We start from the raw sequence: 22,708 nt of genomic DNA, 5'->3' as shown, positions 1-22,708 counted from the left end.
TGATGAATAGTAGCATGAGGCCACCATGTCGAACTGCAGTCCGGATCGGGTCTGGCGCAGCCGGGCCATCGCCCTGCTTGAGGCCGAGGGGCGGCGTTCGGCCGATACGCATCTGATCGCGCTGAACCTGCCGTCCCTCGCTGGCATCGACATCTACCTCAAGGACGAGTCTTCGCATCCGACCGGCAGCCTGAAGCACCGGCTGGCGCGCTCGCTGTTCCTCTACGGCATCTGCAGTGGCCGGATCCGCGAGGGCATGACGCTGGTCGAAGCCTCTTCCGGCTCCACCGCGGTGAGCGAGGCTTATTACGCGCGGCTGCTCGGGCTCGATTTCTGCGCCGTGCTGCCGCGCACCACCAGCGCCAGCAAGGTCGAGGCGATCGAGCAGCAGGGCGGGCGCTGCCACTTCGTCGAGCAGCCGGCGGCGATCTATGCGCGGGCAGCCGAGCTCGCGGCGGAGTGCGGTGGCCACTATCTCGACCAGTTCACCTTTGCCGAACGCGCCACCGACTGGCGTGGCAATAACAATATCGCCGAGTCGATCTTTCGGCAGATGGAGCAGGAGAGGCACCCGGTGCCGGAGTGGATCGTCATGGGCGCCGGCACCGGCGGCACCTCGGCCACCATCGGCCGCTATATCCGCTATCGCTGCCTCGATACCCGGCTCTGCGTGCCCGATGTCGAGTTCTCCGCTTTCTATGATGGCTGGTTGCGCACCGATCGCACCGCCACCGCGGCACGCGGCTCGCGCATCGAGGGGATCGGGCGGCCGCGGGTGGAGGCTTCGTTCATCGGCGAGGTGATCGACGAGATGATCCGGGTGCCGGACGCCGTCTCGCTGGCCGGCATGCAGGTGCTGTCGCGGTTGCTCGGCCGCCGCGTCGGCGCCTCGACCGGCAGCAACTTTGTCGGGGTCTGCTGGGCCGGAAGCCGGATGCGCAGCGAGGGGCGGAGCGGCTCGATCGTGTCGCTGATCTGCGACAGCGGCGAGCGCTATGCCGAGAGTTATTACAACCAGGCCTGGCTCAAGGCGCAGGGGTTGGACCCGGCGCCGCATGTGGCAAGGCTCGAGAGTTTTGTCGCGGGGGGTGGGTTTGCGGGGGAGTTATTGCTAGGCCCGGAGCCGATGGCGGGTAGTTGCGCTGCCTGAGCTGAAGGCACCGTTCGCTCCACCCACTCGATGTCATCCCAGCGAAAGCTGGGACCCATCCATCGGCTGGCGCGGGCTGCGAGTTGGGTCCCAGCTTTCGCTGGGATGACAGCCGGTGGGGAAGGCGAGGCCGCGGCAAACGCGCAGGGCGGTCAACAGAGCATCCCGTTGGTCCGCTTCCTTGCACGGGGTAGACCCGTCAGCCGTGACGCCCTCCTACTTCCGCACAAACAGCCCGCCCGCCCCCACCGACATATTGGTCAGCTCGCGCTCGCCCGAGCTCAGTCGCCAGTCCAGCATCTTGCGGGCATAGTCGAGCGCCACCTCGGTGTAGGCCGGGTCGTCGGCGAGGTTCAGCTGTTCGTGCGGGTCGTTGGCGATGTCGAACAGCAGCGGCGGCAGGGCGGCGAAGTGGACGTACTTGAACTTGTCGTCGCGGATCGCCGCATAGGCACACTGGTCGGAGGCGATGCCGAGCGCGGTTTCCGGCTTCTGGGTGCGGACGTCGCGGAAGTCGTGCTCGAAATACACCGCGTTGCGCCAACCGGGCGGGGTCTCGCCGCGCAGGAACGGCAGCAGCGAGGCGCCGTCGCAGCTGCGCGGGATGTCGAACCCGAGCCAGTCGAGGACCGTCGGCATCACGTCGATCGCCTGGGTGAACTCGGTGACGCGCCGGCCGCGCGCCGCGTCGGCCTCGGGCCGCGGGTCGCGGATCACCAGCGGCAGGTGGAAGGCCGCATCGAAGTAGATTTCCTTGCCCCAGAGGTAGTGCTCGCCCAGCACCTCGCCGTGATCGGAGGTGACGATGATCAGCGTGCGGTCATACTGGCCGGTGTCCTTCAGATGCTGGACGATGCGGCCGAGCTGCGCATCGACCTCGGCGATCAGCCCGTAATAGGTCGCCCGCATCTGGCGGATCTCGAGTTCGTCGGCGGCGACCAGATCCTGCGGGTTGTGCTCGTCATAGGTGCTGGGCTGGCGGAGCGTGCCGATGGCGTAATCGAGCAGCGGGTGCTGCTTGCCCTCTTCGCCCGGCGTCGCGGCGCGCACGGGAAACTCGACAGCATCAGGGTGCACCATGCCGTTGTAGGGTTCAGGCGCGATCAGCGGCGGGTGCGGGCGGTAGAAGACGAAGTGCGCGAACCACGGCTTGTCGCGCCGCACCAGCAGCCATTTGAGGAACTCGTCGGTGAGGAAAGCGGTCTCGCTTTCCTCGGCCTTGAAGACCGTCGGGATGTAGCGGAAGCCGCGGTCGGCCGGCTTGTCGAAGTTCGGGCGTGGGCGGAACACATCGGCGCGGCCTCCGGGGAGATCATAGCCTTTGGAGATGAGGTCCGAGACCCATTGGTCCATATCTTCGGGCAGATGCAGCGGGGTCGAAAATCCCGGCATCACCCCTTCGTCATAGGCGGTGAGCGCCGGATCGTTCGGGTGCACGCCACGTGGGTCGGGCGTGGTGTCGGTGTAGCCGAACAAAGCCGGGTCGTAGCCGGCCTTGCGCGCCTCGAGCGCGATATTGGTGTGGCGCCGGTCGAGGGGCGTGCCGTTCCGTCCCGAACGGTGGTTCATCAGATACTGCCCGGTGAGGAGGCTGGTGCGCGATGGGCCGCAGGGCGTGCACTGGCCGAAATGCCGGGTGAAGGTCACCGCATCGGCCATCAGCGCGTCGAGGTTGGGCGTCCTGGCGTTCTGGTGCCCGAGCGCCGAAATGCAGTCGCCACGCCACTGGTCGGCGCAGATCATCAGGATGTTGGGGCGGTCGGTCACTTGTGGCAGCTTGGGGCTTTCCGAAAAGGCGGGAGCATTGATGCCCTAAAGTCGATGCTTCGGGGAGTAGGGGCTATCGGGATTGACGTCGAAATCGACGCTCTCGATGCAGGACTGCGAGGCCGAATGGCTGCCGCCGCTGAGCCATGGCCCGTCGCGCAGCTCGACGTCGCTGACCTTGCTGAGGGCGAGGCAGCGCCACTCGCCGCCTGCCGGCAGCACGCTGCTGGTGTCGCCGCCGAACTGGTAGGTCAGCGCCTTCTCCTCGCCGCGTGTGTGCCCGAGGATCACCGCGCAGACTTCGCGGCGGTGGCCATTATAGGTGCAGACGATCTGCTGCCTGGCCGCCATGGCCTCGCGGAACAGCTCGTAGGTCGGGCTGGGCATCAGCAGGCCGGGACGTTGACGGCAAGGCCGCCCTGGCTGGTTTCCTTGTAGCGCTCAGACATGTCTTCACCGGTCTGCCGCATGGTCTCGACGCAGACATCGAGCGACACCTTGTGCGTGCCGTCGCCCTTCATCGCCAGCGAGGCGGCGGTCACGGCTTTGACAGCGCCGAAGGCGTTACGTTCGATGCAGGGGATCTGCACCAGCCCGGCCACCGGGTCGCAGGTCATCCCCAGGTGATGCTCGAGCGCGATCTCGGCGGCATTCTCCACCTGCGCCGGGGTGCCGCCCATGGCGGCGCAAAGTGCGGCCGCAGCCATGGCCGAGGCCGAGCCGACTTCGCCCTGGCAGCCGACCTCGGCGCCGGAGATCGAGGCATTGTGCTTGATGATGCCGCCGATGGCGGCGGCAGTCAGCAGCATGTCGTGGATGCTGGCGCGTGAGGCGCCGGCCTCGAACTGCTGGTGGTATTTCAGCACGGCGGGAATGACGCCGGCGGCGCCATTGGTCGGTGCGGTCACCACCCGGCTGCCGGCGGCATTCTCTTCGTTCACCGCCATGGCGAAAACGCTGAGCCAGTCATTGCCGGCAAGCGGGCCGAGCTCGTTGCGCTGCCAGGCGGCTTCGAGCTGCTGGTGGATCGCCTTGGCGCGGCGGCTGACGTTGAGCCCGCCTGGCATGATGCCGTCGGTGCGAAGCCCGCGCTCGATGCAACCATCCATCGCCGCCCAGAGCCGGTCGAGCCCCTGCTCGAGCCCCCGGCGGCCGATCCGCGCCTCCTCGTTGGCGCGCTTCATCTGGGCAATGGAGAGGCCGGAATCGCGGGCCATGGCCAGCATCTCCCGCGCATCGCCAAAGGGGTAGGGGACGTCCGCGGTGTCGGTCTTCAGCTCGCCGCGCGCCAGCTCCGCTTCGCTGACGACGAAGCCGCCGCCGATCGAGTAGTAGACCCGCCGCAGCAGCAAGGCGCCGTCGGCATCATAGGCATAGAACTGCAGCCCGTTGGTATGGCCGGGCAGCCGCTCCTGCTTGTCGTAGATGAGGTCGAGCGCCGGCCGGAACCGGTAGGCCGGGTGTCCCTCGGGATGCACCATGCCCTCGGCCTCGACCCCGGTGACGATCGCATCGATCCTGTCGGGGTCGACGCTGTCAGGCGCGTAGCCGCAAAGCCCCAGCACCACGGCGCGGCCGGTGCCGTGCCCGACGCCGGTGAAGGCCAAGGAGCCATGGAGGCTCGCCTTCAGCGCAGTCACCACGGCGTGGCGCGGGCGCGGCCAATCGCCGGTACGGAGCTCGTCGAGGAACCGGCTGGCGGCCGTCATCGGCCCCATGGTGTGCGAACTCGATGGCCCGATACCGATCTTGAAGACGTCGAAAACCGAGAGGAACATCAGGCCTCACATATGGTGCGGGCGCACCATAGCGACAACGCCCGCGAGCCGCTACTCGTGCGGCTTCAGCGTCTGCTAGCGGCAACGCCGCCGAGCCGCTACTCGTGCGGCTTCAGCGTCTGCATCAGCCTGGTCGGGTCGGTTGAGGGGGTCGGAATGGCGACGCCGATGGCGGTGAGGGTGTAGCGCACGCGGCGCAAAGCTTCGCGGCCGCGGGCCCCAAGCTTCTGCGCCACGCCCGAGGCGATGGTGTCGATCACCGCCATATGGGCGTAGCGCGACGGCGTCGGCACCAGCACATTGTCATCCTCGGGGATGACGATCGGGATGACGATGCCGGCGGCTTTGGCCAGCGGGGAGTCGGGGCGGGTCAGGGCGATGGTGGTGGCGCCGAACGAGGCAGCGATCTGGATCGCTTCGACCACGGCCTTCGATCGCCCGCTATTGGAGATGGCGAAGGCCACGTCGCCGGGCTGCAGGGTCGAAGCCGACATGCGCTGCTGGTGGCCATCGGTATAGGCGGCAACCGGGATGCCGAGCCGGAACAACCGCAGCTTGGCGTCCTCGGCCATTACCGCCGAGCCGCCGCCCTGGCCGTAAATGTCGAGCCGGCGCCCCTCGGCGATGGCGTCGATGGCGCGGCCGACCGCGGCGGTATCGAGCTGCTCGAGACAGGCCTGCACGGCATTGGCGGCGCGCAGCATCACCGATTGGGCGAGTTGGCCGATATCGTCGGAGAACACCCGGTCGGAGCGGAGATAGACCGCCGCCACGGTCATGGTGCTGGCGAGGCTGATCTTGAAATCGTTGAACGAGGCGCAGCCGACCGAGCGACAGAAGCGGGTCACCGTCGGCTGGCTGACCCCGGCCTTGGTCGCGAGATCGGCGATGGTCAGCCGCGTTGCCGCCTCGAAATCGAGCTGCACCGCCGCCGCCACCTGCCGCTCGGCCGGCGACAGCTCGGGCTCGGCCCGCTGGATGCGGGAGACGATGTCGATGGCCGGTTCTTCGGTTACGTCCGTTGCGGCGCGCCTCTGCATGTCGATCGCTCCAATGCTGAAATTCAATTACATTATTGCGCTGGAGGTGACCAGATCGATCGTCGGTCGATCCACAGTGTGGAATGCCTGAACGTGGTGTGCGAGACCCCTTCGATCGCGGGGAGCCTGTTTTGCTTCAGACTTTTGGCGAGAGCCACAGAATCCGGTTGCGAGCGTTTGGGTTCTGTAACATGATTTCAGAGTTGGGGAGTTAGGCAGGGGAGCAGCGTCATGGCAACGTTCGAGTTCGACCATGTGGGGATCACGACGACGGTGCCCCAGCCCAGCGAGGACTGGGTCGAGGCGAGCCGCATCTGGGTCACCAACCCGCGCCATCACCCCGAGCATATCGAGTTCCTGCGCTACGAGCCGGACAGTACAGTGCCGGCCGAAGTGCGCGACAACCCGCATGTCGCCTATCGGGTCGATGACCTCGCGCCACATCTCGCCGCGCCTGGCGTCGAGATCCTGATCCCGCCATTCATCGTCGGCGATTTCCTCGAAGTGGTGTTCGTCAAGAAGCACGGCATGGTGTTCGAGTACATGCGCTATCTCAAGGACGGGTGGTTCGGAAGTTGAGGGTGTCGGTTGGCATCAAACTGCACCACAAACTCGGCGTCATCCCAGCGAAAGCTGGGACCCAACTATCCGCAGCGCAAGTGGTGGCTTGGGTCCCAGCTTTCGCTGGGATGACATCCGGTGGGTGGGGGATCGCCTGTTACACCGATGGATCGTTGAAGGAGCAAACATGACCGGCGCATTCACCGGCAAGACCATCGCCATCACCGGCGCGGCAGGCGGCATCGGCCAGTGGCTCTGCCGCTTCTTCGGCGAAGAGGGCGCGACCATCGCGGCGCTCGATCGCAACGACAAGGTGCAGGCGCTGGCCGAAATGCTCGGCAAGGACGGCATCACGGTGAAGCCGGCAGTGGCCGACATCGCCGATGCCGCCTCGGTGGCGGCGGCCTTCAAGCGGTTCGGCGAGGTGCACATCCTCGTCAACAATGCCGGCATCACGCGCCACGCCACCTTCGAAAAGACCGACCCGGCCGGCTGGGACGAGGACATGGCCGCCAATGTCGGCGGCGCCTATGCCTGCGCCCATGCGGTGCTGCCGCAGATGGTCGAGCGGCGCTCCGGAAACATCGTCAATGTCGGCTCGGTCAATGGCCTCGCGGCCTTGGGCGACCCGGCCTACAGCGCCGCGAAGGCGGCGATGATCTCGCTCACCCGCTCGCTGGCGCAGGAATATGGCCGCTACGGCATCCGCGCCAATATCGTGTTGCCCGGCACGGTGCGCACTCCGGTCTGGGACGAGCGCAAGGCCAAGGATCCGAACGTCTTGAAGACACTGGAGCGCTGGTACCCGCTCGGCCGCATCGTCGAGCCCTACGAGGTGGCCCGGGTGATCGCCTTTCTCGCCTCGGATGCGGCAAGCGCTGTCACCGGCGCGGCGATCCCGGTCGATTGCGGGCTGACCTCGGGCAACATCGTGATGGCGCGCGAGCTGACGCTCGAGGATTTCTGAGCAAGGCATTTAGCCTTCGTCATTTGAGGGGGTCGTTTTGGACAAGCTGCGTATCGGCATTATCGGGCTCGGCTGGTTTGGAGAAATCCACGCCGAAACCATCATGGGCGTGCCCAACCTTGACCTGGCGGCGCTCTGCACCCGCACCGAGGATCGGCTCACGGCTCTGGGCGAGAAGTTCGGGGTCAAGAAGCTCTATCGCGACTATCACGACATGCTCGCCGATCCGGAGATCGACGCCGTGTCGATCTGCACCATGTGGGACCAGCACACCGAGCCGGCGATCGCCGCGCTCAAGGCCGGCAAGCATGTGTTCCTCGAAAAGCCGATCGCTTCGACCGTCGAGGATGCCAACAAGATCATCGCCGCCTCGAAGGGGGCCAAGGGCATCCTGTTCATCGGCCATATCGTGCGCTTCAATCCGCGCTACCGCATGGCCAAGCAGGCGATCGCCGAGGGCCGCATCGGCAAGGTGGTGGCGCTGTCGTCGCGCCGGAACATTCCGGCCGCCTGGACCCCGACCATCCTCAACAAGATCGGCCCGATCGTCGGCGACGCGATCCACGACACCGACATCATGCTGTGGCTGACGGGCGACAAGATCGTTTCGGCCTATGCGCAGACCGTCGACGTGCGCGGGTTGAAGCACCCCGATATCGGCCAGACCATGTTCCGCTTTGCCGGCGGCGCCACCGCGACGCTCGAAACGGTGTGGTGCATGCCGACGCAGACTCCGTTCGATATCGACGAGCGCATGTCGATCATCGGCACCGAAGGCATCATCCACGTCCAGGACACCTTCCCGCCGCTCGGCATCGTCGATGCCAACAAGCTGCACTCGCCCGACATCACCTATTGGCCGATGTTCGACGGGGTCCGCGGCGGCGCGCTGCGCGAGGAGTTCAACTATTTCACCGGCTGCGCGTTGAGCGGCACGACGCCGAAGATCGGCGTGCCGGAAGATGCCGCGGCGGCATTGCAGGCGACGCTGGCGGCCGAGGAGTCGGCGCGGACGGGGAATGTGATCAGGATCGGGTGAGACACCACCCTTCGCAGTCGGCGCGCCCTCTCCCGTTTACGGGGGAGGGGGGACCAGCCGAAAGGCTGGTGGGAGGGGGTGCCGCATACTTCGGCGTTGCCCCGTCCGCTTACGATCAGTGCTAGGGGCACCCCCCTCCCACCCCCGCAAGCGGGAGAGGGTGCGCCGACTGCCGGCCTCAGCGGACTCCGCTAATGCTCATGCCCATGATGACCGCCAATGAGAAAACTCTCCTCGAATGGCCGGCGGCTGACTTCCATCGGCTTGCCGCCCAGGTACACCGACACCGGCTGCAGCAGGCTCGACCCCTGGCGGCGTTTGCCGACCACGTCCTGGAACACGTAGTTGCTGTCATACTGCTTCAGCACCGTGATATCGGCGACGGCGCCGACGCCGAGGTGGCCGAGTTCGGGCTTCTGGATGGCGAGCGCCGGGCGGTTGGCCGACATGCCGATCACTTCGGGCAAAGACAGGCCGCAATTGAGCAGCTTGCTCATGGTGTGGAGCAGGTCGTAGCCCGGCCCCTCGACGGCGATGACGTGCACGTCCGACGAGATCAGGTCCGGCTTGAAGCCGTCGTTGAGCGCCGCTTCGGCGCTGTCATAGCCGAAGGCGCCCATGCCGTGGGCGATGTCGAACAGCACGCCGCGCTTACGGGCCTGGAGTACCGCATCGATCACCTTGCCATCGGGGCCGATGGCCGAGTTGGGGTCGGGGCGGTAGCAATGGGTGAGAATGTCGCCCGGCCGCAGCATATCGACCACGTCGGCATAGCTCGGCGGGGCCGTGCCGATATGGGTCATTAACGGCAGGTTCAGCGCGTTGGCGGCCTCGAGCGCCATTTCCAGCGCGCCGAGTCCCAACTCGCCAGTGACCGGGCCGCCGATGCGGACCTTCACGCCGATGATGCGGTCGCGGTTGGCCTCGACTTTCTGGACGCATTTATCGACCGGAAGCATCGAGCGCAGCGTCGCCTCGCCGATCGACACGCCCTTGTCGAAACCGAAAATGCCGGGGAACGAGATGTTGAGGAAGGCGAATATCCGATAGGGCGAGTGGATCATCACGTAGTCGCGGAAACCGTCATAGTTGCCGGCGCCGGCGCTGCCCGCGTCGACCAGCGTGGTGCAGGCGGAACGGCGGGCGATGAAGCCGGGGTCGACGCTGAGCGAGGTCGCCTTGTGGTAGACATGGGTGTGGATGTCGATCAGCCCCGGCGCGACGATGGCGCCGCTGACATCCTCGACCCTGGCTCCAGCCGTGGCGAGGTCCTTGCCGACCGCGGCGATCCTGCCGGCCTTGATCGCAACATCGAGCACCCCGTCGACGCCGTTGCGCTCATCGAGGACGCGGCCGCCCTTCAGCACGATATCGAAGCCCTGTCCGGCTGCCGGTGAAGTCATCGATGGTCTCCGCTTGGGGGTATGGGGCGACAGCGGCGGGCAGCGGCCCGCCGGCTTCGTTGTGCCCGGTTCTTCCTTGGTCGCGCTTTCGAACCGGAAAAGTCTGCAACTTTTCCTGAAAACGCTCCGCTGGGATGGTTCAGGCCAGCTCGACGACGCGCTTTTCGTTGATCGACTGCTCGGCGGCAAGCACGATCCTCAGGCTGTTCACCGCCGCATCCATCGACTCGGTGAGGTCGAGATCCTCCTGGATGGCCTTCAAAAAGAACGCCTGCTCGCGGTCGCAGAGCTCCTGGTGGTTGGGCTCGTCGGTCATGGTGAAGATCTCGTCTTTGCGGACGAAGCTCTTGTCGCCGGGGTTCACCTCGGCGTGGTGATACTGGATGGCGTCGGTCTTGGTGTGCTGGTCGATATCGGAGGAATCCGACACGCCGTCCTTATGCGCCTTGGGGTTGGGGACGATCGAGACGGCACCTTTGGGGCCGACCACGTCCTTCACGAAATAGGCGACCTCGCTCATCATCGGGCCCCAGCCGGCCTCGTACCAGCCGACCGAACCGTCATCGAACTCGACATGCAGGTGCCCATAATTCTGCTTGTCGGCTTCGGCCCAGAGTTTGGCGCCGATGCCGTGCACGCGCACCGGCTTGGCCTTGGTCATCTGGCACATCACGTCGACATAGTGGACGCCGCAGTCGACGATCGGGATCAGCGAGTCGATCAGGTTCTTGTGCCAGTCATAGGTCGGGCCGCCCGACTGCTGGTTGAGGTTGAGCCGCATGACCAGCGGCTTGCCCAGCGTCTGCGCCAGCTCGGTGAATTTCATCCAGCTGGGGTGGACGCGCAGGATATAGCCCAGCACCAGCTTCTTGTTCTTCTCACGCGCCAGCTTCACCACCGCTTCGGCGTCGGCGATGTTGGTGGCGAGCGGCTTCTCCATGAACACATGGGCGCCGGCATTGATCGCCTTGATGGCGTACTCGGCATGGCTGTTGGGCCATGAGTTGATCGACACCGCATCGGGCTTGGCCACCCGCAGCGCCTCGTCATAATCCTCGAACAGCGGATAACCCTTGAGCTCGTCCGGGATGGGCTTCGATCTGATCGAGCGGCTCATCAGCCCGACGATCTCGAAGCCGGGATTGCGGTGATAGGCGCTCGCATGCGAGGCGCCCATATTGCCGAGCCCGACGACCAGAACTTTTACCACATTGGCCATCCGGCCCTCCCCATCCGCTTATGCTTGTTCGGCCGTATGGCCATGAAATCGTGTTGCCGTTCGCAGGCTTGCCCAACCCACCGATGTCATCCCGGCGAAAGCCGGGACCCATTTCACCCCCCGTGCGAGCGGCGAGATGGATCCCCGCCTTCGCGGGGATGACGCCGGTGGTGGGGCGCTTTGAAGGGTGTGGGCGGCACCGCCTGGATGCCGCCCGCACGTTGGCTCAGCGATCGGCCGGAATGGCCTGGTCGTAGAGGTGAGCCTTGACGTCCTCGATGTTGATCGCCTTGAAGGCGTCCGACAGCACGTAGGCGGCGGCATCGGCCTTGACCTTGTCGTGGTCGAAGTCGTTGGCAGGCCCGATGACGTCGTTGGTCACCACGTCCTCGGCCTTCACCGGCTTGGTGATCTGCTTCAGCTCGTAGATCTTGTCGAAGAAGGTCTGCCAGGCCGCGATGTCGTGGTCGCCCCAACCCTTGCGCTTCGACATGTCGCCGCGGAAGACGGCGATCTGCTGCAGGATCGAGGTGGCACCCAGTTCGGGGCCGATATTGGTGGCGAGCGTCGGGAACTGCTCGAACACCGCTTCGACTGCCGCAAGCGGATTGTGATAGGCGAACTCGAGCCCCATGGCCCAGCCGCGCAGGTATTTGTCGAGGAAGGCCTTCTTGTCGGGATCATCGAGGTCGGCGGCGCGGACCACGAAGGTGTTGGCGAAGAGCGGCGAGTGCTGCACGCCCAGCCAGTATTCGAAGTCGAGCTTGGAACCGATCCACTCGGCGCGCAGGCCTTCCCAGCTGAGGGCCGCATCGCCCTGGCCGCTGGCGAGGGCGGTGCCCCAGGTCGGCCAGCCGGCTTCGACATACTTCACCTTGGAGATATCGACGCCGTGCACGGCGAGCATTGGATCGACGATCGGCTGCCAGGCGGCCGAGCCGAGCAGGATGGTCTTGCCTTCGAGCTTTTTCAGGTCATTGGAGCCCTCGCCCTTGCGGAAGGCGAGGCTGAAGGTATCGAGCGCGCCCATATGGAAGGCGGACTTCAGCTTCATGCCGTTTTCGAGCGCGAACGAGAACACGCCGGGCGAGGGGAAGCCCATATCGGCCTGGCCGACATCGACGAACTTCACCGTAGCGGTGCCGTCGGACGGGCCGGGCTGCATATCGGTCGCCACCTCGAGGCCATCGAAATAGCCCATCTTCTTGCCGATCCAGTACGGATAATCGTCGAGCACTTCGAGGGTGCCGCGCGGCGAGATCCAGGTGAACTTCGGATAGGGCGCGGCGCTGGCGCGGCCGATGCCGCCGAGCGCCGAGGCGGTCACCACGCCGGCAGCGGAGACCTGCAGGAAGGTGCGGCGGCTCATGCCGCCTGAGGAGAACTTGGTCATTCAATCATACCCCTGTTGATGGATCGTCCCTTAGTCCCTTGGAGCGGGGCAGCTGTTCTGTTCACCGTCCTCACTCCCAAACTCGATGTGGCGCTCCGGGCCTCCCTCGGCCCTGATCGTCCCACCTACTGGGGGCAAAGCGGCGGTTCGACACGCCGCTTGCTCCCCAAACTCGATGTCGTCCCAGCGAAAGCTGGGACCCATTCATCAGCCCGGGCCAGTGTGCCGGACGAGGCAGTAGTAGCCTCGCCGGGGGTTGGGTCCCTGCTTTCGCGAGGGATGACAACCGAGCGGGCTGCTGGGCTGTCGTTCAGCCCCTTGCTCCGCTGCCGTTCCCTCCAGCAGCGGATCGTTCGTCAGGCCTCCCAGCTCGCGTACTTCTTCCCGAGGAGGAAAAAGAGCACGTAGATCAGGATGCCCAGGATGGAGAGGATCAAGACCACCGCGAAGAATTGCGGCATCTGGATCATGGATGAGTAGGAGGTGAGCCGGTTGCCGAGCCCGAAGCCGCCGCCGACCATTTCGGCGCCGACCGCGGTCAGGAGCCCGAAGATCGAGCCGACCATCAGGCCGACGAAGATCATCGGCAGCGCCATCGGGGCGCGCACCTTCCAGAAAATCTGCAGGGTCGAGGCGCCATAGGAACGGGCCAGCGCGATCTTGCCGCGATCGACGCGGCGGAAGCCGGTGGCGGCGTTGATCATCACCATCGGGCCCGAGGCGAGCGCCACCGCGATAATGCGCGGCTCGTAGCCAAAACCGAAGCGCAGGATCAGCAGCGGCACCAGCGCCAGCATCGGCGTTGTCACCAGCAACAGGATGTAGGGCGTGATGATCTTTTCGGCGAAGGGGAACTGGGTGATCACCGCCGCGAGGATCAGCCCGACCACGGCGCCGATGCCGAAGCCGACGAACAGCTCGACCAGCGTGTGCCCCAGATGCGGCAGGATGAACGGGAAGTCGGTCACGAGCGCGACAGCGATCTCGCTCGGCTTGGGCAGCACGTATTGCGGTACGGCGAAGATGTTCAGCAGCACCTCGGTGCCACCGATGATGAACACGGCGACCAGCACGATCGCCAGCACCTCGCCCATCGACTTGATGCCGGGGCCGGAGGTGAGGGCGGACATATTGGTGATGCCGACCTCGCTGGCGCCGCCGGCGGATTTCTTGAATTCGGGAATGGCGTCGGTTTCGCTCATCTGATGTCTCTCACGCCATCTGGGCCGGCTGGGCGGACGCACTGGGGTAGCGGCTCTGCTGCGTGCCTACGATTTCCGCCTTGATGGCGTTGGTGAGGTCGAAAACCTCCTTGGTCGACATGATCTCGAGCGAGCGGGGCCGCGCGAACGGCACCTCGTGGATATTGGCGACCCGGCCGGGGCGCGGGCTCATCACCACCACGCGGTCGGACAGGAAGATGGCTTCATCGATCGAGTGGGTGATGAGGACAATGGTGGTTCTGGTATCGAGCCAGATTTCCTCGACCAGCCGGTTCATCTCCTCGCGGGTGAAGGCGTCGAGCGCGCCGAACGGCTCGTCCATCAGCAGTACCGAGGGCTTGTAGCTTAGGGCGCGAACCAAGGCGGCGCGCTGCTGCATGCCGCCCGACAGTTCACGCGGGAAGCGCCCGCCAAAGCCTTCAAGGCCGACGCGGTTCAACAGCTCGTCGATCCAGACGCGATCGGGCTTGGTGCCCTTGATCTCGAAGGGGAAGTTGATGTTGGCGTCGAGATTGCGCCAGGGCAGGAGGTTGGCCTCCTGGAACACCATGCCGATCTCGGGATTGGGGCCGGTGACCGGCTTGCCGTCGAGCAGCACTTCGCCGGAGGTGAGGCCGTGCAGCCCCGACATCGACCATAACAGCGTGGTCTTGCCGCAACCGGAGGGGCCGACGATCGCGACGATCTCGCCCTCCATCACGTCGAGCGAACAGCGATCGATCGCCAAAAGGTCGCCCGAGCGGGTGTTGTAGACCTTGGTGGCCGCTTTCACCCGTAGTTTCGGTTGCTTCAACTCCTGAGCTGTCATCGCCCCTCGCGCTGCCCCGTACCAGACTATGGAACGGCTTCCGGGCGCTCCCTGTCGCGCCCTCATCCCCGTCCGAAGCCAGTCTGTAACTATCCTACTTTCCGAGTCAAGCGGCTGTCAGATTAGTTTCATATCTCGCAGGTAACTGCCGCATTTCCGGGCTTCTTGAGGCTTGCATCGTGTGTAAGTTTCCTACATTGTGCCGAAGAAATGGGCGGCGGGACACCGCAGGCGAGGCGTTTCCGGGATAGGGCATTGGCTGGTCAGAAATGATAGAAGTCGCGTCAGACCCAACAGCCGGAAGGCCGGATATGCGCAAGCCCAGGCGCGACGACAGCGAAGCCTACGCCAAGCCGATCCCCGACATCCTGTCGCAGATCAAGGATTCCTACAGCGAGCTCAGGCCGGCCGAGCGCCGGGTGGCCGACGTGGTGCTGGCCGACGTCACCTTCTCGGTCGACGCATCGAACGCCGAGATCGCCAGGCGCGCCGAAGTCAGCGAGCCGACAGTCACCCGCTTCTGTCGCGCCATCGGCTGCGATGGGGTGCGCGATTTCAAGCTGAAGCTGGCGCAGAGCGTGGTGGTGGGGCGGCTCTACCTGGCTCCGGCGCCGCCGGCGGGCGAGGTCAGTTCCAATGCCTCGCCGCTCTGGACCGAAGTGTTCGGTGAGGCGCGCAACGCGCTCAACCTCGTCGAACGGCAGATCGATCCGCTCGATGTCATCGCCGCCGCCGAACTGGTGGCGAGCGCCCACCAGGTGCTGGTGTTCGGGCTGGGGGGCAGTTCGACCTCGCTGGCGCTCGAAACGCAGAACCGGCTGTTCCGCTATGGCGTGGTGGTCAGCGCGCATTCCGACCCCTACGTGATGAAGATGACGGCCTCGACGCTGAAGCCGAATGATCTGGTAATCGCCATTTCCGGCACCGGCCGCACGCGCGAAGTGGTGGAAGCGGTGCAACTGGCCAAGCACTATCGGGCCAAGGCGCTCTGCATCACCGCGCCCGACACCGACCTTGCCGCCACCGCCGACGTGGCGCTCACCGTCGACATCCCGGAATTCCCCGACCCGCTGAAGCCCACCGCTTCGCGCTACGCTTTCCTCGCCATTATCGACCTCCTCTCGAGCGCGGTCGGCACCCGGCTCGATCCCGATGCGCGCGAGACGCTGCGCCGGATCAAGTACACCGTGCTGAACCACCGCAAGGGCCGCGTGCTGGAGCCACTGGGCGACTGAGTCTTCTGTTGCGTTTCTTGCGGCGGTTCTCCCGCCGCCCATAGTTGGGGTCATACTGAATGCACGATACTGCACCCGCGGCAGCGGCGGCCGCCTGGCTTGCCATGTTCGGCGACACGCTGACCAAGGGCGACAGCGCCGCGACGCTCGAGCTGTTCGCCGAGGATTGCTACTGGCGCGACATCGTGGCGTTCACCTGGAACATCAAAACCATGGAGGGCAAACCCGCCATCGCCGCGATGCTGCAAGCGACGCTGGGATCGACCAAGCCGTCGAACTGGCAGGTCACCAGCGCCACGGGTGGTCCATCCGAAGCGCTGCAGGCCTGGTTCAGTTTCAAGACGAAGGTGGGGCAAGGGCAGGGCATCTTTACCCTCGAAGACGGCAAGTGCCGCACCATCCTCACCACACTGCAAGCGCTCGACGGGCATGAGGAGGCGATCGGCTTCAGCCGCGCCATGGGCGTCCGGCACGGCGCCGACCGCAATCGTGAAACCTGGTCGGAAGCGCGAGCGCGCGAGGACGCCGCGTTCGGCGCCGGCGCCGACCCCTATTGCCTGATCATCGGCGGCGGGCAGGGCGGCATCATGCTCGGGGCCCGGCTGAAGCAGCTGGGCGTTCCTACCGTTATCGTCGAGAAGAACCTCAAGGCCGGCGACTCCTGGCGCAACCGCTATCGCTCGCTCGTCCTGCACGACCCGGTCTGGTACGACCACCTGCCCTATATTCCGTTCCCGGCGCACTGGCCCGTCTTTACCCCCAAGGACAAGATGGGCGACTGGCTCGAGATGTACGTCAAGGTGATGGAGCTCAACTACTGGGGCGGCACCGAGTGCATCTCGGCAAAGTTCGACGATCAAGAAAAACGCTGGACGGTCGAACTCAAGCGCAACGGCAAGCCGATCACCCTCAGGCCGACGCAACTGGTGTTCGCTACCGGCGCCTATGGGCCGCCGAAGTTCATCCCGCTGCCGGGGGCGACCGGCTTCAAGGGCGAGATCATTCACTCCAGCCAGTACTCTGACGGGGCGAAGTACCGGGGTAAGAAAGCCGTGGTGATCGGCGCCGCCAGTTCCGGGCACGACGTTTCGGTCGACCTCTGGGAAGCTGGCGCCGCGGTCACCATGGTGCAGCGCTCGCCGACCACGGTGGTGCGCTCAGAAACGCTGATGGAGCTCGCCTTCGACACCTATTCCGAGGCGGCGGTGGCGGCCGGGATCGATGTCGATACAGCCGACCTCCTCGGCGCCGCGACGCCGTTTGCGCTGCAGCCGGCAAAGCAGCGGGCGCTCTACGACAAGATCCGGGTCCGTGACGCCGCGTTCTACGACCAGCTTCGCGCCACCGGGTTCCTGCTGGATTTCGGCCCCGATGAAACCGGGCTGATGATGAAGGCCTATCGCACGGGCTCGGGTTACTACGTCGATGTCGGCGCCTCACAGCTGATCATCGACGGCGAGATCGGCATCAAGGCCGGGGTGGAGATCGAAACCCTCACCCCCACCGGCATTCGCTTTGCCGATGGCAGCGAGATCGCCGCCGACCTCATCATCCAGTCGACCGGCTTTCAGTCGATGCACGAGGTGGTGGCGAAAATCGTGTCGCGCGAGGTGGCGGACGAGATCGGCACTTGCTGGGGGCTGGGCTCCGGCACACGCAACGATCCGGGCCCGTGGCACGGCGAATTGCGGAACATGTACAAGCCGGTGGCCCAGCAGAACCTGTGGTTCCAGGGTGGCAACCTGGCGCTCAGCCGCTTCTTCTCGAAATTCGTCGCGCTACAGATCAAGGCGCGCATGGAAGGTCTTGATGCGGTAGTGTACAGAACCCCATTGTAATTGAGCTATTGCAGACTCGTACCGGTCGCGAGATTGTTAACTGGCGCCCGGTACTTAAACGGCTCTATCAACGTTATCCGAGCATTCCATGAATGCTCTCGCTTTGATGGTCGCGCTTTCGAACCGGAAAAGTCTGCAACTTTTCCTGAAAACGCTCTACCGGACGACATGGAGGTTGGAATGAAACGCCTGCTCCCCGTAGTTGCCGCGACTGTGACAATGCTCCTCGCCGGTCCGGCGCTGGCCCAGCCGCTCGAGATCATCGTGCGCGGTGGCACCCCGACCTATCTGCCGACGCTGTTGCCTGATGGCGACGACTATATCTACGGCAACCCGGGCAATCCGAACTTCCCGAATTTCGATCCGGCCGCCGCGGCGATCAATGCGGAGCTCGCCATCCATCCGCGCTCGCGGCTCAGGCCCAACAACCTGTGGCTGGTGACCTCGCTGGGGTATCGCTCGGGCTCATGGACCGAGCATATGGAAGCCTGCCAGGCAGCGTTCTCGAGCTACGATCCGGTCAGCGACACGATTATCGCCGGTGGCCTGCCGCGGCGCTGCCCGCTTTGAGCGAGCGCAGCTCGATCCTACGCTAACCACCGCGGCGTCATTCCCGCGAAGGCGGGAACCCAGTGGGATCTCCGGCGTCAGCGGGTGCTGCAGCATCCCACTAGGTTCCCGCCTGCGCGGGAATGACGCCGGTGCGGGCTGATCACTGGAGAGCACCGGCGTGGTTATGCACAGCTCTCCGCCGCACGGCCGCCAGCTTTATCCGCCCGATCGGTAGCGACGCCCCCTGCGCCCTCAATGACTTAGCGCCCGTGACATCAGATCGTCACCGAGGTGTCACGGCTCGTTCATCGGGCTGAAATCCAACCGTCAAGGTCTCCGACTAGGAGTGCGCCGCTCGAGAAATCGACCGCCATTCCTCTTCTTCGGAGACATTGACGATGAAAACCACCTGGCTGCTCAGCGCAGCTCTGGCCGCGACCGCCCTGACCGCGGCTTCGCCCGCCGCCGCTGCGACCAAGTTCGAGTTCTGGTACGGCCTGTCGGGCGACCTCAGCGAACGCGTGCAGGAAATGTGCTCGCGCTTCAACGCCTCGCAGGCTGACTACGAGATCGTCTGCGTGAGCCAGGAGAACTACGAGAACAACCTGCAGAACACGATCGCCGCGTTCCGCGCCAACAAGCAGCCGACCGTCACCCAGATCTCGGACGGCGGCGTTGTCGACCTGATGCTCTCCGGCGCCTTCGTGCCGGTGCGCGAGCTGATGGAAAAGAACGGCTACACGATCGACTGGTCGAACTATTTCTCCGGCATTTCGTCGTATTTCTCGACCTCGAAGGGCGAGCTGCTCGCGATGCCGTTCAACTCCTCGACGGCGATGTTCTACTACAACACCGATGCGCTGAAGGCCGTCGGTTTCGAAGGCGCGCCGCAGACCTGGGAACAGGTCGAAAAGATCGCCACCGACCTGAAGGCCGCCGGCTACGAGTGCCCAATCGCGTTCGACCCGACCGGCACCTGGCAGTGGTTCGAGCAGTTCTCGGCTGTCCACAACCAGCCGATCGCCTCGAACGGCAACGGCTATGGTGGTCTCGACGCCGTCGTCGAGTTCAACAAGGGCAAGTTCGTCGACCAGCTCACCTGGTACAAGAAGATGGTCGATGCCGGCCTGATGGTCCACAAGTCGAAGGCCGCCGGCCAGACCGCCAACGAAGCCTTCACTGCTGGCGAGTGCCAGATGTCGTCGTCCTCGATCGCCGACCACGGCTCGTTCTCCAAGCAGGCCAAGGAAGGCGTGCATTGGGACGTGACCGTGCTGCCGATCTGGGAAGGCACCGAGCGCCACAACTCGCTCGTCGGTGGTGCCGCGCTCTGGACCCTCAAGGGCAAGTCCGAAGAAGAATACAAGGGCGCCGCGGCGTTCTACAACTTCATCGCCCAGCCGATCGAGGCCCAGCACTGGTCGACCATCACCGGCTATATCCCCGTCACCAATTCGGGCTTTGAAGCCATGATGGCGGACGGCTTCTACGATGCTCCCCCGTACAAGGGGCGCGAACTCGCCATCCAGTCGCTGACTGCCACCCCGCCGGGCGAATACACCCGCGGCATCCGCCTCGGCAATTTCGGCGCCGTGCGCCAGGAAGTTTCCAAGGCCATGCAGTCGGTGATCTTCGACGGCGTCGCGCCGCAGAAGGCACTCGATGATGCCGCTGCCCGTTCGAACGAAATCCTGCGCAAGTTCGAGCAGACCTACAAGGGTCAGCAGCTCCCCTGATCTGACGACCTGAGTTGCGCCCGGGCGGCATCCGCCCGGGCGTTCGGTTTTTCAACTAGGATATGCCTTCGATGGAACGACGCGCGGTGTACCGCAACAAGGTGCTGCCCTGGCTGCTGATCGGCCCACAGCTGCTGCTGGTGCTGGTGTTCTTCTACTGGCCGACATCGCAGGCGCTCTACTGGGCCTTCACGCTGGAACAGCCCTGGGGCGGCGGCAATCTGTGGGCCGGCCTCGACAACTTCCTCTACATTTTCCGTGACGATCGCTACTGGGGCACGGTGCTGCGCTCGGCGTTCTACGCGCTGGCGGCGACCGGGCTGTCGATGCTGGTGGCGCTGACGCTGGCGAGCTTCGTCGACCGGGCGCTGAAGGGCACCAAGCTGTTCCAGTCGGTGTTCATCTGGCCCTACGCCATCGCGGCGCCGGCGGCGGGCGTGGCCTTCCGCTTCATCTTCTCGCCGGAAGCCGGCCTCGTCGGCGCGATCAACGACATCTGGCCCGGCATCTGGGATCCGGCGACCAACGGCATCCATGCGCTGGCCATGGTGATCGTCTGCCATGCCTGGCTCGGCATCGGCTACAATTTCGTGTTCTTCCTCGCCGCCCTGCAGATGATCCCGCGCTCGATCAACGAAGCCGGCGCCATGGATGGGGCGCGGCCGTTCCGCCGCATGCTCGACCTGCAGTTGCCGCTGATCGCGCCGACGGCCTTCTTCCTGCTCATCATGAACATCATCTCGAGCTTCACCGACAGTTTCGGGCTGATCGACACCATGACCGAAGGCGGTCCGATCGGGCAGACCGAGGTGATGGTCTACAAGATCTATGTCGATGGCTTCAAAGGCCTCGACTACTCAGGCGCCGCCGCCCAGTCGATCATCCTGATGCTGCTCGTCATCGGCCTCACGTTCGTCCAGTTCAAATGGGTCGAACGCCGCGTCCACTACAACTGAGGGCCGGTCCATGATCGAACGCTCCCCCTTCTTCGACGCCCTCACCTACGCGGTGATGATCATCGGGCTCATCCTCGTGGTGATCCCGTTCTGGATCGTCATCGTCGCCGCCTCGCAATCGCTGCAGGAAGTCAGCCGCGTGCCGATCAGCCTGCTGCCGAGCGACCAGCTGTGGGTCAACCTCAGCGAGGCCTGGGACCGGGCCGACCTCGCTCCGAAAATGCTCAACAGCTTCATCGTCGCCATCGGGGTGACCGTCGGCAAGATCACGCTGGCGGCCATGTCGGCCTTCGCCATCGTGTTCTTCAACTTCAAGGCGCGGATGATCTGCTTCTGGCTGATCTTCATCACGCTGATGCTGCCGCTCGAAGTTCGCATCGTGCCGACCTACGCCATCGCCGCCAATGCGCTGCTGCCGTTCCAGGTCATCCTCGACACGTTCGGCATCACCTGGCTGGTGCAGGCGGTGTCGGGCATCCAGGTGTCGCTGAACTGGAACCTCCTCAACTCCTATACCGGCCTGATCCTGCCGCTGGTCGCCACGGCAACCGGCACCTTCCTCTACCGGCAGTTCTTCATGACCATCCCGGACGAGCTGGCGGAAGCCAGCAAGATGGATGGCGCCAGCGCCATGGAGTTCTTCTGGGATGTGCTGATCCCGCTGTCTCGCACCAACATGCTGGCGCTCGCCACCATCATGTTCGTGGGCAGCTGGAACCAGTATTTGTGGCCGCTGCTGATCACCACCGACCGGGCCAATTTCGGCACCGTGGTGATGCAGCTGAAAGCTCTCATTCCGGCCATGAACGGTACGCCCGACTGGAACGTCACCATGGCCGGCGCCCTCATCATCATGCTGCCGCCGCTACTGGTCGTTGCCTTTATGCAGCGCTGGTTCGTGCGTGGCCTGATTTCCCGCGACAAATGATTGGATAGACCCATGGCTCAGATCACCATCAAGGGCGTGAAGAAGAACTACGCCAAGACCCCCGTGATCCACGGGGTGGACGTCAATATCGAAGCGGGCGAGTTCGTCGTCATTCTCGGGCCTTCGGGCTGCGGCAAGTCCACGCTGCTGCGGATGATCGCCGGACTCGAAGAAATCTCGGGCGGCGAGATCGCCATCGGCGGCAAGGTGGTCAACGACCTCGAGCCGCGCGAGCGCGGCTGCGCCATGGTGTTCCAGAACTATGCGCTCTACCCGCATATGACGGTGCGGAAGAACATCGGCTATGCGCTCAAGGTGGCCAAGGTGCCGAAGGCCGAGCGCGACGCACGGGTGATGAAGGTCGCCGAGTCGGTTTCGCTCGTGCCGTTCCTCGACCGTCGCCCGGGCGAACTCTCCGGTGGTCAGCGGCAGCGCGTCGCCATGGCCCGCGCCATGGTGCGTGAGCCGAAAGTGTTTCTGTTCGACGAGCCGTTCTCCAACCTCGATGCCAAGCTCCGCGTTGCGATGCGCGCCGAAGTGCGGCGCCTGCATCGCGATCTCGGCGTCACCTCGGTGTTCGTCACGCACGACCAGATCGAGGCGATGACGCTGGCCGACAAGCTGATCATCATGAATGCCGGCCGGGTCGAGCAGATCGGCAAGCCGACCGAGGTCTATAACAATCCGGCGAGCCGCTTCGTCGCCGACTTCATCGGCTCGCCGGCGATGAACCTGTTCGAAGGCGAGTTCGACGCCGAGGGGCAGTTCGTCCATGGCGCCGGCGGCCGGATGAATGTCAGCCAGCTCAACGGCGTGCGTCAGCCCGGCCGCAAGGTGGTGCTGGGCGTCCGTCCCGAGGGCGTGCGTCGCACCGGCGCCGATGCGCATGGCGCGATCCCGGCGGTGGTCGACTATGTCGAAGAACTGGGCGCTTCGCGACTGATCCATGCCGATGCCAATGGCAGCCGCATCGTGGCGCTGGACAATGACAGTGCCGAGCTCAAATCCGGCACGCCGGTGCATCTCAGCCTCGCCGACAGTGCACTGCACCTGTTCTCGCTCGAAGACGGGCGCCGCATCTCGCATTGAGGCCGACCGCTTTGCCTTTCCACCCA

The 22,708-nt window shown here is 64.9% G+C and carries 20 protein-coding genes; 11 read left to right on the top strand and 9 right to left on the bottom strand.

The genetic code is table 11. The annotated features are described in order from the left end of the window. Positions 1-25 precede the first annotated feature (25 nt). Positions 26-1,150 carry a PLP-dependent cysteine synthase family protein gene (locus ASC68_RS26770; protein ID WP_055887087.1) on the top strand — a complete coding sequence of 375 codons (1,125 nt, stop codon included), beginning with the start codon at positions 26-28 and terminating at the stop codon, positions 1,148-1,150. Positions 1,151-1,366: 216 nt separating this feature from the next. Here ASC68_RS26770 and ASC68_RS26765 read toward each other — a convergent pair whose 3' ends face one another. The 4 genes from ASC68_RS26765 to ASC68_RS26750 form a co-directional block, all read right to left on the bottom strand. Next, a complete protein-coding gene (locus ASC68_RS26765) occupies positions 1,367-2,917 on the bottom strand; it encodes an alkaline phosphatase family protein (RefSeq protein ID WP_248310609.1) in 1,551 nt (516 codons plus the stop codon). 45 nt (positions 2,918-2,962) lie between these two features. Beyond that, positions 2,963-3,304, bottom strand: a complete 342-nt coding sequence (locus ASC68_RS26760; RefSeq protein WP_055887084.1) for a hypothetical protein — start codon at positions 3,302-3,304, stop codon at positions 2,963-2,965. Continuing rightward, positions 3,304-4,695: an L-serine ammonia-lyase gene (locus ASC68_RS26755; RefSeq protein WP_055887081.1), complete on the bottom strand. Its 1,392-nt coding sequence runs from the start codon at positions 4,693-4,695 to the stop codon at positions 3,304-3,306. The genes ASC68_RS26760 and ASC68_RS26755 overlap by 1 nt, the downstream gene beginning before the upstream one ends. A 98-nt stretch (positions 4,696-4,793) precedes the next feature. Further along, positions 4,794-5,735, bottom strand: coding sequence for a MurR/RpiR family transcriptional regulator (locus ASC68_RS26750; protein WP_055887079.1), 942 nt, complete (start codon positions 5,733-5,735; stop codon positions 4,794-4,796). A gap of 231 nt (positions 5,736-5,966) precedes the next feature. Here ASC68_RS26750 and ASC68_RS26745 point away from each other — a divergent pair, with 231 nt between their 5' ends. The 3 genes from ASC68_RS26745 to ASC68_RS26735 all read left to right on the top strand — a co-directional run bounded on the left by ASC68_RS26745 (position 5,967) and on the right by ASC68_RS26735 (position 8,302). Continuing rightward, positions 5,967-6,314 carry a hypothetical protein gene (locus ASC68_RS26745; RefSeq protein WP_055887076.1) on the top strand — a complete coding sequence of 116 codons (348 nt, stop codon included), beginning with the start codon at positions 5,967-5,969 and terminating at the stop codon, positions 6,312-6,314. Positions 6,315-6,483: 169 nt separating this feature from the next. Next, entirely contained in the window at positions 6,484-7,263 is a 780-nt protein-coding gene (locus ASC68_RS26740; protein WP_055887073.1) for an SDR family oxidoreductase, read from the top strand. Positions 7,264-7,300: 37 nt separating this feature from the next. Further along, positions 7,301-8,302, top strand: coding sequence for a Gfo/Idh/MocA family oxidoreductase (locus ASC68_RS26735; protein WP_055887070.1), 1,002 nt, complete (start codon positions 7,301-7,303; stop codon positions 8,300-8,302). A 191-nt stretch (positions 8,303-8,493) separates the two neighbouring features. Here the strand turns inward: ASC68_RS26735 and ASC68_RS26730 are convergent, their stop codons facing one another. From ASC68_RS26730 to ASC68_RS26710, 5 genes are all read right to left on the bottom strand, one after another. Further along, positions 8,494-9,705, bottom strand: a complete 1,212-nt coding sequence (locus ASC68_RS26730; protein ID WP_055887067.1) for an amidohydrolase/deacetylase family metallohydrolase — start codon at positions 9,703-9,705, stop codon at positions 8,494-8,496. A 139-nt stretch (positions 9,706-9,844) separates the two neighbouring features. After that, a complete protein-coding gene (locus tag ASC68_RS26725) occupies positions 9,845-10,924 on the bottom strand; it encodes a Gfo/Idh/MocA family oxidoreductase (RefSeq protein WP_055887064.1) in 1,080 nt (359 codons plus the stop codon). 226 nt (positions 10,925-11,150) lie between these two features. Then, entirely contained in the window at positions 11,151-12,317 is a 1,167-nt protein-coding gene (locus tag ASC68_RS26720) for an ABC transporter substrate-binding protein (protein WP_055887061.1), read from the bottom strand. A 356-nt stretch (positions 12,318-12,673) separates the two neighbouring features. Beyond that, positions 12,674-13,519, bottom strand: coding sequence for an ABC transporter permease (locus ASC68_RS26715; protein ID WP_055887058.1), 846 nt, complete (start codon positions 13,517-13,519; stop codon positions 12,674-12,676). Between the two features lie 10 nt (positions 13,520-13,529). After that, entirely contained in the window at positions 13,530-14,348 is an 819-nt protein-coding gene (locus tag ASC68_RS26710; RefSeq protein ID WP_055887056.1) for an ABC transporter ATP-binding protein, read from the bottom strand. Positions 14,349-14,659: 311 nt separating this feature from the next. Between ASC68_RS26710 and ASC68_RS26705 the strand changes: the two genes are divergently transcribed. The 7 genes from ASC68_RS26705 to ugpC all read left to right on the top strand — a co-directional run bounded on the left by ASC68_RS26705 (position 14,660) and on the right by ugpC (position 22,682). Beyond that, entirely contained in the window at positions 14,660-15,583 is a 924-nt protein-coding gene (locus ASC68_RS26705) for a MurR/RpiR family transcriptional regulator (RefSeq protein ID WP_055887054.1), read from the top strand. A gap of 59 nt (positions 15,584-15,642) precedes the next feature. Beyond that, positions 15,643-17,421: an NAD(P)/FAD-dependent oxidoreductase gene (locus ASC68_RS26700; RefSeq protein WP_055887052.1), complete on the top strand. Its 1,779-nt coding sequence runs from the start codon at positions 15,643-15,645 to the stop codon at positions 17,419-17,421. A 180-nt stretch (positions 17,422-17,601) separates the two neighbouring features. Continuing rightward, complete coding sequence (locus ASC68_RS26695; protein ID WP_156387463.1) at positions 17,602-17,991, top strand: hypothetical protein; 390 nt, start codon at positions 17,602-17,604, stop codon at positions 17,989-17,991. A gap of 380 nt (positions 17,992-18,371) precedes the next feature. After that, the gene (locus ASC68_RS26690; protein WP_055887046.1) at positions 18,372-19,709 is read left to right on the top strand and encodes an extracellular solute-binding protein; all 1,338 of its coding nucleotides are present in this window, start codon (positions 18,372-18,374) and stop codon (positions 19,707-19,709) included. Positions 19,710-19,780: 71 nt separating this feature from the next. Then, the gene (locus tag ASC68_RS26685) at positions 19,781-20,665 is read left to right on the top strand and encodes an ABC transporter permease subunit (RefSeq protein ID WP_055887044.1); all 885 of its coding nucleotides are present in this window, start codon (positions 19,781-19,783) and stop codon (positions 20,663-20,665) included. A 10-nt stretch (positions 20,666-20,675) separates the two neighbouring features. Beyond that, on the top strand, positions 20,676-21,593 hold the full coding sequence (locus ASC68_RS26680) for an ABC transporter permease subunit (RefSeq protein ID WP_055887042.1): 918 nt from the start codon (positions 20,676-20,678) through the stop codon (positions 21,591-21,593). A 12-nt stretch (positions 21,594-21,605) separates the two neighbouring features. Further along, positions 21,606-22,682, top strand: coding sequence for a sn-glycerol-3-phosphate ABC transporter ATP-binding protein UgpC (ugpC, locus tag ASC68_RS26675; RefSeq protein ID WP_055887038.1), 1,077 nt, complete (start codon positions 21,606-21,608; stop codon positions 22,680-22,682). Positions 22,683-22,708 lie beyond the last annotated feature (26 nt).

This window comes from Devosia sp. Root105, from assembly GCF_001424865.1.
Classification (GTDB): Bacteria; Pseudomonadota; Alphaproteobacteria; order Rhizobiales; family Devosiaceae; genus Devosia_A.
Note: the sequence above shows the minus strand (reverse complement) of the source record. Positions and strands in the feature narration are given on the sequence as shown.

Bases quoted from the DNA above. Each gene is read 5' to 3' on its own strand.
- ASC68_RS26770 (WP_055887087.1), top strand. From the start codon at position 26: ATGTCGAACTGCAGTCCGGATCGGGTCTGGCGCAGCCGGGCCATCGCC.
- ASC68_RS26760 (WP_055887084.1), bottom strand. From the start codon at position 3,304: ATGCCCAGCCCGACCTACGAGCTGTTCCGCGAGGCCATGGCGGCCAGG.
- ASC68_RS26755 (WP_055887081.1), bottom strand. From the start codon at position 4,695: ATGTTCCTCTCGGTTTTCGACGTCTTCAAGATCGGTATCGGGCCATCG.
- ASC68_RS26750 (WP_055887079.1), bottom strand. From the start codon at position 5,735: ATGCAGAGGCGCGCCGCAACGGACGTAACCGAAGAACCGGCCATCGAC.
- ASC68_RS26745 (WP_055887076.1), top strand. From the start codon at position 5,967: ATGGCAACGTTCGAGTTCGACCATGTGGGGATCACGACGACGGTGCCC.
- ASC68_RS26740 (WP_055887073.1), top strand. From the start codon at position 6,484: ATGACCGGCGCATTCACCGGCAAGACCATCGCCATCACCGGCGCGGCA.
- ASC68_RS26730 (WP_055887067.1), bottom strand. From the start codon at position 9,705: ATGACTTCACCGGCAGCCGGACAGGGCTTCGATATCGTGCTGAAGGGC.
- ASC68_RS26725 (WP_055887064.1), bottom strand. From the start codon at position 10,924: ATGGCCAATGTGGTAAAAGTTCTGGTCGTCGGGCTCGGCAATATGGGC.
- ASC68_RS26720 (WP_055887061.1), bottom strand. From the start codon at position 12,317: ATGACCAAGTTCTCCTCAGGCGGCATGAGCCGCCGCACCTTCCTGCAG.
- ASC68_RS26715 (WP_055887058.1), bottom strand. From the start codon at position 13,519: ATGAGCGAAACCGACGCCATTCCCGAATTCAAGAAATCCGCCGGCGGC.
- ASC68_RS26710 (WP_055887056.1), bottom strand. From the start codon at position 14,348: ATGACAGCTCAGGAGTTGAAGCAACCGAAACTACGGGTGAAAGCGGCC.
- ASC68_RS26705 (WP_055887054.1), top strand. From the start codon at position 14,660: ATGCGCAAGCCCAGGCGCGACGACAGCGAAGCCTACGCCAAGCCGATC.
- ASC68_RS26700 (WP_055887052.1), top strand. From the start codon at position 15,643: ATGCACGATACTGCACCCGCGGCAGCGGCGGCCGCCTGGCTTGCCATG.
- ASC68_RS26695 (WP_156387463.1), top strand. From the start codon at position 17,602: ATGAAACGCCTGCTCCCCGTAGTTGCCGCGACTGTGACAATGCTCCTC.
- ASC68_RS26690 (WP_055887046.1), top strand. From the start codon at position 18,372: ATGAAAACCACCTGGCTGCTCAGCGCAGCTCTGGCCGCGACCGCCCTG.
- ASC68_RS26685 (WP_055887044.1), top strand. From the start codon at position 19,781: ATGGAACGACGCGCGGTGTACCGCAACAAGGTGCTGCCCTGGCTGCTG.
- ASC68_RS26680 (WP_055887042.1), top strand. From the start codon at position 20,676: ATGATCGAACGCTCCCCCTTCTTCGACGCCCTCACCTACGCGGTGATG.
- ugpC (WP_055887038.1), top strand. From the start codon at position 21,606: ATGGCTCAGATCACCATCAAGGGCGTGAAGAAGAACTACGCCAAGACC.